Origin of the sequence: Acinetobacter sp. V89_7 (assembly GCF_029967895.1) — a bacterium.
GTDB classification, from domain to species: domain Bacteria; phylum Pseudomonadota; class Gammaproteobacteria; order Pseudomonadales; family Moraxellaceae; genus Acinetobacter; species Acinetobacter soli.
In genome coordinates this window covers 208,265-219,140 of the sequence record NZ_JASCAJ010000025.1, presented here as the reverse complement: position 1 = coordinate 219,140, position 10,876 = coordinate 208,265, and the positions used below count along the sequence as shown (strand labels likewise).

General features: G+C 43.1%; 11 protein-coding genes. 3 read left to right on the top strand and 8 right to left on the bottom strand.

What is annotated here, in order from left to right; all coding sequences use genetic code 11:
* From tuf to QLG00_RS07765, 5 genes are all read right to left on the bottom strand, one after another.
* On the bottom strand, positions 1 to 848 hold an 848-nt coding region (gene tuf / locus QLG00_RS07785; protein ID WP_282470755.1), incomplete at its 3' end, for an elongation factor Tu.
* 92 nt (positions 849 to 940) lie between these two features.
* A complete protein-coding gene (gene fusA, locus QLG00_RS07780; protein ID WP_004935414.1) occupies positions 941 to 3,079 on the bottom strand; it encodes an elongation factor G in 2,139 nt (712 codons plus the stop codon).
* Between the two features lie 181 nt (positions 3,080 to 3,260).
* Complete coding sequence (rpsG, locus tag QLG00_RS07775) at positions 3,261 to 3,731, bottom strand: 30S ribosomal protein S7 (RefSeq protein ID WP_004750610.1); 471 nt, start codon at positions 3,729 to 3,731, stop codon at positions 3,261 to 3,263.
* Positions 3,732 to 3,891: 160 nt separating this feature from the next.
* Positions 3,892 to 4,266, bottom strand: coding sequence for a 30S ribosomal protein S12 (gene rpsL / locus QLG00_RS07770; RefSeq protein WP_004648013.1), 375 nt, complete (start codon positions 4,264 to 4,266; stop codon positions 3,892 to 3,894).
* A 184-nt stretch (positions 4,267 to 4,450) separates the two neighbouring features.
* Positions 4,451 to 5,845, bottom strand: coding sequence for an EcsC family protein (locus QLG00_RS07765; RefSeq protein ID WP_282470754.1), 1,395 nt, complete (start codon positions 5,843 to 5,845; stop codon positions 4,451 to 4,453).
* Positions 5,846 to 6,143: 298 nt separating this feature from the next.
* On the opposite strand from QLG00_RS07765, the gene QLG00_RS07760 reads away from it, so the two are divergent.
* On the top strand, positions 6,144 to 7,370 hold the full coding sequence (locus QLG00_RS07760) for a beta-ketoacyl synthase N-terminal-like domain-containing protein (RefSeq protein WP_004935411.1): 1,227 nt from the start codon (positions 6,144 to 6,146) through the stop codon (positions 7,368 to 7,370).
* A 307-nt stretch (positions 7,371 to 7,677) separates the two neighbouring features.
* The gene (hemJ, locus tag QLG00_RS07755; protein ID WP_004935408.1) at positions 7,678 to 8,130 is read left to right on the top strand and encodes a protoporphyrinogen oxidase HemJ; all 453 of its coding nucleotides are present in this window, start codon (positions 7,678 to 7,680) and stop codon (positions 8,128 to 8,130) included.
* Between the two features lie 161 nt (positions 8,131 to 8,291).
* Here the strand turns inward: hemJ and QLG00_RS07750 are convergent, their stop codons facing one another.
* Entirely contained in the window at positions 8,292 to 8,969 is a 678-nt protein-coding gene (locus tag QLG00_RS07750) for an HAD-IA family hydrolase (RefSeq protein ID WP_282470753.1), read from the bottom strand.
* A gap of 98 nt (positions 8,970 to 9,067) precedes the next feature.
* Between QLG00_RS07750 and QLG00_RS07745 the strand changes: the two genes are divergently transcribed.
* Positions 9,068 to 9,835 carry a hydroxymethylpyrimidine/phosphomethylpyrimidine kinase gene (locus QLG00_RS07745; RefSeq protein ID WP_048766235.1) on the top strand — a complete coding sequence of 256 codons (768 nt, stop codon included), beginning with the start codon at positions 9,068 to 9,070 and terminating at the stop codon, positions 9,833 to 9,835.
* Positions 9,836 to 9,955: 120 nt separating this feature from the next.
* On the opposite strand, the gene lysM is transcribed toward QLG00_RS07745, so the two are convergent.
* Positions 9,956 to 10,432 carry a peptidoglycan-binding protein LysM gene (gene lysM, locus QLG00_RS07740; RefSeq protein WP_004945821.1) on the bottom strand — a complete coding sequence of 159 codons (477 nt, stop codon included), beginning with the start codon at positions 10,430 to 10,432 and terminating at the stop codon, positions 9,956 to 9,958.
* A gap of 180 nt (positions 10,433 to 10,612) precedes the next feature.
* Positions 10,613 to 10,849 (bottom strand): acyl carrier protein, encoded by a 237-nt coding sequence (gene acpP, locus QLG00_RS07735; RefSeq protein WP_004935385.1) that lies wholly within the window; start codon positions 10,847 to 10,849, stop codon positions 10,613 to 10,615.
* Positions 10,850 to 10,876: the final 27 nt, after the last annotated feature.

Genomic DNA, 10,876 nt, shown 5'->3' with positions numbered 1-10,876 from the left:
CCACGAAGAAGAACACCACAGTTCTCGCCCGCACGGCCTTCGTCTAGAAGTTTACGGAACATTTCAACGCCAGTTACTGTCGTAGTTTGTGTATCACGGATACCTACGATTTCAACTGATTCGCCTACTTTCACGATACCAGCTTCTACACGGCCAGTGACTACTGTACCACGACCAGAAATTGAGAATACGTCTTCGATTGGCATCAAGAATGCTTTGTCGATTGCACGCTCTGGCTCTGGGATGTAAGAGTCTAGTGCTTCTACAAGCGCAAGAACTGAAGGCTCGCCGTACTGACCTGCGTCACCGTTAAGCGCTGCAAGTGCAGAACCACGGATCACTGGAGTGTCGTCGCCCGGGAAGTCGTAAGTAGATAGAAGTTCACGAACTTCCATTTCTACAAGCTCAAGAAGCTCTTCGTCGTCTACAAGGTCGCATTTGTTCAAGAATACAACGATGTAAGGTACACCTACCTGACGAGAAAGAAGGATGTGTTCACGAGTTTGTGGCATAGGACCGTCAGTCGCTGCACACACAAGAATCGCGCCGTCCATCTGAGCAGCACCAGTAATCATGTTTTTAACGTAGTCGGCGTGGCCCGGGCAGTCAACGTGCGCGTAGTGACGAATTGGAGAATCGTATTCTACGTGTGAAGTATTAATGGTAATACCACGTGCTTTTTCTTCTGGAGCCGAGTCGATTTGCGAGTAATCTTTCGCTTCACCACCGTAAGTTTTCGCACAGATAGTTGCGATCGCAGCAGTAAGAGTTGTTTTACCATGGTCAACGTGACCAATTGTGCCCACGTTTACGTGTGGCTTATTACGTTCAAACTTAGCCTTAGCCATGAGTTTTTCCTTTATAAACTGCTCATGAGGGTCACTCATGAGCGCTTGGTTTTTTAACTAAAAATTAGTTTGGGCTTATAGTAATCGAAAGATTACTCGTCGTCACCTTTTTTACCGCCAGATTGGAATTTCGAAATGATGCCTTCTGCCACGTTGCGTGGAGTTTCAGCATATTTAGCAAATTCCATAGAGTAAGTCGCACGACCTTGAGACATAGAACGCATTTGAGTCGCGTAACCAAACATCTCTGCTAGTGGAACTTCTGCTTTAATTGCTTTTGTTCCGCCAGGAAGATCGTCCATACCCTGAACCATACCACGACGACGGTTTAAGTCACCCATGATATCGCCCATGTAGTCTTCTGGAGTTTCAACTTCAACTTTCATGATTGGTTCAAGAAGGATAGGATCTGCTTTCATGAAACCATCACGGAATGCATAAGAACCTGCCATTTTGAACGACAATTCATCAGAGTCGACGTCGTGGTAAGAACCGTCAAATAGAACCGCTTTAACGCCTACAACTGGGTAACCAGCCAAGACACCGTTCTTCATACGCTCTTGAATACCCTTGTCAACTGCACCGAAGAATTCTTTAGGTACTACACCACCTACAACTTCTTCAGCGAATTCGTATTCTTTACCAGCTTCTTCAACATCAAGCGGCTCAAGACGGACATAGACGTGACCGAATTTACCTTTACCACCTGTTTGACGAACGAATTTACCTTCTTGCTCAACAACTTTCTTGATTGTTTCGCGGTATGCAACCATTGGCTTACCAATGTTTGCTTCAACACCGAATTCACGCTTCATACGGTCAACGATGATGTCGAGGTGAAGCTCACCCATACCCGCAATGATCGTTTGACCAGATTCTTCATCTGTACGAACGCGGAATGATGGATCTTCTTTCGCCAAACGACCTAAAGCAATTGACATTTTTTCTTGGTCAGCTTTAGTTTTTGGTTCAACTGCCAACGAAATTACTGGCTCTGGGAATTCCATACGCTCAAGTGTAATGATGTTTTTCTCATCACACAGTGTATCACCTGTGGTAACGTCTTTAAGACCTACACACGCTGCGATATCACCCGCACGAATTTCGTCAAGATCCTGACGTTCGTTTGCGTGCATCTGTACAATACGACCGATACGCTCACGCTTCGATTTAACCGGGTTGTATACTGGATCGCCTTGTTTAAGAACGCCTGAGTAAACACGGATAAACGTCAAGTTACCTACGAATTTGTCGTTCATGATTTTGAACGCAAGTGCAGAGAACGGTGCTTCGTCAGATGCTTCACGAGTTGCTTTAGTTTCAGCTTTGTCGTCTAGAACACCTTCGATTGCCTTAACTTCTGTAGGAGAAGGTAGGAATTCGATAACTGCGTCCAACATACGTTGAACACCTTTGTTCTTAAACGCAGAACCACAAAGCATCACTTGAATTTCAGATGCCAATGTACGTGCACGTAGACCTGCGATGATGTCTTCTTTAGAAAGATCACCTTCTTCTAGGTACTTGTCCATTAACTCTTCAGACGCTTCAGCCGCAGCTTCAACCATGTTGGTACGCCATTCGTTAGCAGTATCAACGAGGTCAGCAGGGATTTCGCCGTATTCAAACTTCATACCTTGAGAAGCTTCGTCCCAGATGATCGCTTTCATTTCGATCAAATCAACAACACCAGCGAATGTATCTTCTGCACCGATTGGCACAACGATTGGCACTGGGTTACCGCCGAGGCGAGTTTTCATTTGTTCAACAACACGGAAGAAGTTTGCACCTGTACGGTCCATCTTGTTCACGAATGCTAAACGAGGTACTTGGTACTTGTTCGCTTGACGCCAAACAGTTTCAGACTGAGGCTGAACACCACCAACTGCACAGTAAACCATGCACGCACCGTCAAGAACACGCATAGAACGTTCAACTTCGATTGTGAAGTCTACGTGTCCCGGGGTGTCAATTACGTTGATACGGTGTTGGTCAAACTGGCTGCCCATACCAGACCAGAAACAAGTTGTTGCAGCAGAAGTAATGGTAATACCACGTTCTTGCTCTTGTTCCATCCAGTCCATTGTTGCTGCACCGTCGTGTACTTCACCAATTTTGTGAGATACACCTGTGTAGAACAAAATACGTTCAGTCGTTGTAGTTTTACCTGCGTCGATGTGCGCAGAAATACCGATGTTACGGTAGCGAGAAATCGGGGTTTGACGAGCCATGATGACTTACATTCCTAAATATATTGTTTAAAACAGGACGCACCAACATGAAATTGATGCGCTCGAACACTCAAGGTGGGCAACTTAAATACCCGCAAATCCCCCACTTGGGTAAAGTGCGATGTTAAATCGAGATGCAGTACGCATGAGTATTCTCCTGATGAGGGACTGTTTTATCCGCTTAGAAACGGTAATGAGAGAAGGCTTTGTTCGCTTCAGCCATACGGTGCACGTCTTCACGTTTTTTGATCGCAGCACCTTTGCCTTCAGCTGCATCAAGCAACTCGCCAGCAAGACGTAAAGCCATAGTTTTTTCAGAACGCTTAGCAGCAGCATCTACTAACCAACGCATAGCCAAGGCAGTACGACGGGATGGGCGTACTTCCATTGGTACTTGATAAGTAGCACCACCAACACGGCGTGCTTTTACTTCGACCATAGGACGAACTTTTTCAAGCGTCGCTTCAAAAAATTCTACTGGGTCTACTTTATTTTTTTCTTGAACGCGTTCTAAAGCACCGTAAACGATACCTTCAGCAACAGACTTTTTACCGTCTTGCATAACGTGGTTCATGAATTTAGCGATTGTTTGGCTGCTGAATTTAGGATCTGGAAGGATCTCACGAGCAGCGACTACGCGACGTCTTGGCATTTTAAAACTACCTATAAATATGACACTTCAGGATGATCCAGCAGATTGTGCAAGTGTCATGCACGCTACGCTGGCCTTACTATACGTCGCTTGAATTTCAAACATTAAAGAATTCAAACAAGCGAAACGCTAAAGGATTTCGGCTTTATCGAACTAAGAATTACTTCTTAGGACGTTTAGTACCGTATTTAGAACGAGACTGGTTACGATCTTTCACACCAGCACAGTCTAAAGAACCACGAACGGTATGGTAACGTACACCTGGTAAGTCTTTAACACGACCACCACGGATAAGAACAACACTGTGCTCTTGTAGGTTATGGCCTTCACCACCGATGTAGCTAGATACTTCAAAACCAGAAGTTAAGCGAACACGGCAAACCTTACGCATTGCTGAGTTAGGTTTTTTAGGTGTAGTAGTATAAACACGTGTACAAACACCACGACGTTGTGGACAAGCCTTCAACGCAGGAACTTTGGATTTTTCAATCAAAGTTGTGCGACCCTTACGGATCAACTGATTTGTTGTTGCCATATGGCAATTCTCCCGTTAATTGAAAACCTCAAAAAGAAAACACCTCTTTTTGAGGGCATGCAATTGTAAGCCAAGATGTAAAAATGGTCAACATCGGCAGCGTTAGCAAATGTTGACCATCTCTTGACTTGCGCACGTTTTCAGACAGCAGAAAATAAACGCTTTTGTTGACGTTTTAATGACATTAAGGCGTTTTCGGTTTCGGTGTTCTTTTACGTTTAGGTTTTGCAGGTGCTGCTTCTGTCTCATCAAACGCAGCAACCTCAGTACCTTCTTCAACTTCCGTTGTTTTTAATGCGGGTTGTTGTGGCTCACTCTCTTCATGAGGCTCAACATAGTGATCGGCAAGATGTTCAATTTTTTGCTGTACTGCATCGTCAATTTCAGCTTCAGTCTGAGCAGCTTTTGGAGCTTTTCGAGTGACTTTAACTTTGGCCACTACTGGATTTTCAACAGATACTTGTTCAGCCTCAGCAGGTATCTTGGTTTCTTCCGTATTTTGTTGTGCAGCTTGAGGCTCTTTAAGAGGTACTGCTTTAAATAATGACGCTTCAGCATGATACGCCTGTAAAGGGGTTAATTGCTCATCGGGATGTTCAAGCAAGTAATGACGAGCTCCACCAAAAATAGCTTGTGCTTTATTACCTGCATCTTCAATCAGTTTCCAGCTATATATTCCACCTAGCGCAGCACCGGCGACAGGCGTTAATTTCCCGATAGCAGAAAAGCGAGATACCCCATTCAACCAGCTAAATTTTGGTTCGCCTGTCTCATCTACAAACCATTTTTTAATGGCTTCAGCATCATTACTTGAGCCTAAAAGTTGCTGAAACTGACTAATATCATGTGTTTGTAACATCGACTTCAAGGTTTTGAGCGCAAGCAACAAGGTTTGCTTTTCTGCGATCAGACTCAAATCAATTTCTTTAAAAACAAACTCGACGATATCTTGCTGAGTAGAATCACTTAAATTAAACCCGTGCGCATGCCCCGTTTGATAGATAGTACGTAGCGCCAGAAGCAGTGACAATGGAACATCAAGGGCCGCTCCAGCAACACCAGTTGCGCCACTGAATGCTCCTTGTGCGATTGCAATCAGTTTATTTTGCTCGATAAAGGCATGACTCAATCGTTGCGAGCGATCTGGATTGGTGGTCAGATCTTCAATACGCTTAACCCCAGCCTCTTCAAGTACACGTTCTAGCGAACTGGTTTGCGCCGTAAAGTCATTAAGGCGGTCAAAAAGATAGTCGGCAATCTTGTCTTGAAAGTCTGGCGATAGAAAATTTGCAACACTATAGACCCGGCCGTAATGTCGACCTAAAAGCTGATGTGATACTTTCGGCAAGTGCTGACGCAACATCTGCTGAGGATTATCATACTTTTCAATTTCAAACGCGCCCTTGATTTGTGATTTTCCTTCTACGGTACGTGACTGATCCACATTGGAATTCATCTTGGAAATTGTGCCGGGAGCAACATGATTTAAGACATCCAAACCCGAAGAGCTGAGCTTTTTAGCCACTCCAAAGGCTGCCGACAACAGGCTCTGGCTTTGATTATTATTAGAATTGGTCATCAAGTACCTCTATATTCTGTTTCTTTCATTTAATGCTAAATACTAGGTGGAGTACGGATTTATCTCAACTTTAATCTGTTTCTTTTAGTTAATTGCTGTACACCACGATGCCTGATGCTGAAACATAGCACAGTTAGGAATACATATAAGATTTGCCATAAGAATTAAAAAATCATTCTGTTATTATGAATGCAATTTTAAACAATCAGCTATTGCGCCTGACGGTTGCACCCGATTGGTCAAATTTTTTGGCGCACTGAAACAAACTCAAGACTATCACCATATAAGGGATACTTAAATGAAACGTGTTGTAATTACTGGTATGGGTATTAACTCATGTATTGGTAACACTCTAGAAGATGTCACTCATTCACTCCAAAATGGAATCTCAGGCACACGTTTTAACCCAACTTATGCAGAACTCAACTTTAAAAGCCATGTGAGTGCAGCTGCAGAACAAGATTTTGACAATATTGATCGTAAACTCAAACGCTTTATGGGTGTTTGTGCAATGTATGCCTATAACTCAGCAGTTGCTGCGGTTGAGCATGCAGGTTTGACTGCTGCGGACCTTGAAGGCAATCCACGCTACGGTATCGTAGGTGGCAGTGGCGGCGGTTCAACTGCATCTGTTGTTGAAATGCAGGAGTTACTTGAAACTAAAGGCGCACGTAAAGTGGGGCCTTTCTTCGTACCACGTAACATGACCAACACCATTACCGCGAACGTTGGTGTTGCATTCAAACTTCAAGGCGTATCTCACTCGATTGCCAGCGCATGTGCAACATCTGCAGATGCAATTGGTTATGCGTATAACCTCATCCAATTAGGTAAACAAGACCTGATTCTTGCAGGTGGCGGTGAAGAAGATCACTGGTCTCAAAGCTTGTTGTTTGATGCGATGGGCGCGCTTTGCTCAAAGTACAACGACACACCTGAAACTGCTTCTCGTCCATACTCGGCTGACCGTGATGGTTTCGTGATTGCTGGTGGCGGCGGTTTCTTGGTACTTGAATCACTTGAACACGCTCAAGCACGCGGTGCTAACATTTTAGCTGAAGTTGTTGCTTATGCAGCGAACGCAGACGGTGCAGATATGGTTGCTCCAAGCGGTGAAGGTGCAACACGCTGTATCTTGATGGCACTTGATGAAGCCAAGCAACACGGTGTTGAATCGATTGACTATGTCAATACACATGGCACATCAACCCCTGCTGGTGATATTACAGAGCTTAAAGCAATGGAACGTGCCTTCGGTGAAGGTAAAGTTCCTGCATTCAGCTCAACCAAATCTATGACTGGTCATAGTTTGGGTGCAGCAGGTGTTCACGAAGCGATCTACTCAGTCCTAATGCTTCAAAATGAGTTCATTGCACCAAACATCAACGTGACTGAACTCGACGAAGGCGCAAAAGGCTTCGACATCGTACTTGAAAAGCGTGATACCAAGCTTAACTCGGTAATGAGCAACAGCTTCGGTTTTGGCGGTGTGAATGCTTGCTTAATTTTTAAAAAATGGAATTAATGCCATTTTTGCAAAGCCGATTGGCCTTTTTTAAGTAACATATATGTATATAAAAAGCGGAACAATGGTTCCGCTTTTTTGTTGAGTCTACTCACAATACGACTACATTAAAATTCATTCATCACGCTTGCTGATCGACATCTCAACGTCGATATAAGTAAAAGGCAGGTTGCCATTATCCTCTTGAAAAATTCAATCCAACATTGAATACTGTTCATATTCGCTGGGTGCAAACCTTATGATTTCATTTCGTTTTGTTACGTCAAATCATCAGCTTTCCACCATTGTCTTAATTTAAGGAATTGTAATGGATGCTCCATCAGACGCATTTTTATGGGTCAAAGCATTACACATTATTGCGGTAGTGTGTTGGTTCGCTGCCTTATTTTATCTACCTCGACTTTATGTTTATCATGCCATGAGTGAAGATGAGATTAGTCATCGTCGCTTCGAAATTATGGAACGTAAACTATATCGCGGTATCATGTGGCCCTCCATGATTGCAACGCTGATCACGGCTCACTTTTTAGTAGATTGGGGCGATGCCACTCGGCATTATCATGAAGCGCTTTGGTTTTATATTAAAGTGGGGTTAGTGGGACTGCTGGTTATTTATCATTTTGTGTGCGGGTATTATCGTAAAAAACTGATTGGAAATGCGCATTACAAATCACACAAATTCTGGCGTTATTTTAATGAAATGCCGACACTGATTTTATTTGCTGTCGTTATACTGGTGGTGGTTAAACCGCAGTTTTAAATAGCAAAAATTACAATAAAGCCTCAGTCGATCTGAGGCTTTTTAATGACCCATTTATCCCGAATCTTTTGGTTTAATGGTGACGAATAATATTTTTCGATTAACCAGCTCAAAATAAAAGTTGCAGTAAAAAAAGCATACCTTTTGTATTAATCATCATGTTACTTAGACCTTACATCCTCATGCTTGATCAGTATATTTAAAAGTTGATCAAAACGTTGAATACGATATTTTGGCATTGCCAAATCTAATTCTTGTGCAGATCCATAACCATATTCCACCGCAATGGTCTCAATTCCATTACGACGCGCACCTAAAATATCGTGCTCGCGATCTCCGACCATGACACATTCGGCAGCATCAAGCTGCTCTTGCTGCAAAATATAAGCAATCAGGTCACCTTTATTGGTACGCTCACCTGTTAACTCGCTTCCATAAGGATGCGTGAAATAGCCAAGCAGTCCGAAATGCTCCAATATGCGTACTGCATAGACGTGTGGTTTTGCAGTGGCCAAATATAGTCGATAGCCTTCCTCTTTAAGCGCTGCTAGCGTCTGAGCCACATGTGGATAAAGCTCATTTTCAAATAACCCCACCACTGAAAATCGCTCACGATAACCCTGTAAAGCCTGCTCTGCTCGCTCATGCTCTGGCTCAACATTTAAAATTTTTGCCAATGATGCCTTAAGTGGTGGACCAATGATCCAGTCAATATTTTCACTTTCAGGCGACACACAACCTACTTTATTTAGACCAAAACGTGCCGATGTCGTGATTCCGACTTTTGGATCAGTTAACGTGCCATCAAGGTCGATCAAAATATTTTTAATGCTGCTCACAATTCATACTCAAACAATGTCAGATGAAAAAATAGGGTCGAGAGTTTTTTTAAACTTGCCTATACTACCTCAAATTCAATATTTTAAGGATGATCGTCGTGCGTCCAACCGTTCTTTGTTTTTCTGGTCTTGATCCTTCTGGCGGCGCTGGATTACAGGCCGATATTGAAGCCATTGGTCAAAGTGGCGCACATGCAGCAATCGCCTGTACAGCACTCACCATTCAAAATTCGCAGCAAGTCTTTGGTTTTGAAGCAACATCGAAAGAATTACTCCTTGCACAAGCAAATGCCGTTGTGGGTGATTTACCCATTCGATGTGTAAAATCGGGTATGCTCGGTACCACTGAAAATATTGCAGCATTGGCTGAGTTTTTACGTGCGCATCCTAACTATCAGTATGTACTTGACCCAGTACTGGTGGCCAACAGCGGCGGCTCGCTAGGCGATCAAGCCACATTGGTGAAAGCCTTTGTTGAACTCATTCCACTGGCAACCATCATTACACCGAATACTGTCGAACTGCGTGCTTTAACTGGATTAGACAACATTGAAGACGCCACACAAAAACTATTTGATTTAGGTGCGCAGGCGATTTTGGTGAAAGGCGGCCATGAAGCAACACCAGATCATATTCGCAATCAGCTCTTTGTAAAAGGTGAACTGGTTGCAGAAAGTACCTGCCCTCGCCTAGAAGGTGAATATCACGGATCAGGATGTTCATTGGCCAGTTTTATAGCAGGACGTCTGGCTTTGGGTGATGAGCTTAAAATCGCGGTTCAACACGCGGAAGTGTGGTTATTTGGTGTGCTTAAAAATGCCGAAACTCCCGTTCCAAATGGGCAAAAGATTCCAAAGCGGTTTTAAGCATTATAATGTGCGCTGTAGATGGAGCTTAAAATTACGTTACAAGCATAGCAAGCTATAGCCATAATGCAAAAAGAGCGCAATTTAATTGCGCCCTTTTACTTAGTTACCTATCACACCTTAAGCCGGAATACGCAGTACCTGCCCTGGAAAAATATCGTCTGCGTCTTTAAGTAATGGTCGATTCGCTTCAAAAATTTTATTGTAGTGATTTGGATCACCATAATATTGTTTTGAGATTTTAGATAAATTATCGCCCGATTTAACTGTATAAAATTGGCTTTCTGGTTCTGGTACTTCGACTGTCATTTGATCATCGACTTTCGCCACATGATCGATATTTCCCACAGCCAGTACAATTTTTTCTTTGTCGGCCTGACTTTTCACCTTACCCTGAATCGTAGCCAAATCGGTAGTACTGTTATAGTTGATCACCAACCCTTGCACACCTAGACCAAGTTGCTGTACATGCGCCAGTAACTGATTAGCAATTTGCTGGGCTGTGGGTTCCTGAGGTGTAGCGGCTGGTGTTGATGCTTGTTCGACGTGTGCCTGATTCTTTTTTCCAATTCCTTTAACAAAATCAAAAAGGCCCATCATTTTCTCCTGTTGTTTTTTTCATTAAGCAAATAAACGCCTTTCTAGTAAAACTGAAAATCACTCTGATTTAAGTGGTGATTCCCTTACAGCAAGTAATAAAATGTAAATTGCATCACATATCTTAAATCACACACATAAAAAAACCACCTTGCGGTGGCTTTTATCAACATCAATTAATTAACCAAGTTTTTTGGTTACATAATCAATTGCTGATTGAACAGTTGTGATTTCGTTTGAATCTTCATCAGGAATCGTGATGTCGAAGTCATTTTCGAAAGACATAACAAGTTCAACTAGATCTAGAGAGTCAGCGCCCAAATCATCCATGAAAGATGCTTCGTTTTTGATCTCTTCTGCTTTCATACCAAGTTGTTCAGCAACTGCTTGCTTAACACGTTGTTCGATATCGCTCACAGGAATTCTCCTCATTGCTTGTGGCGT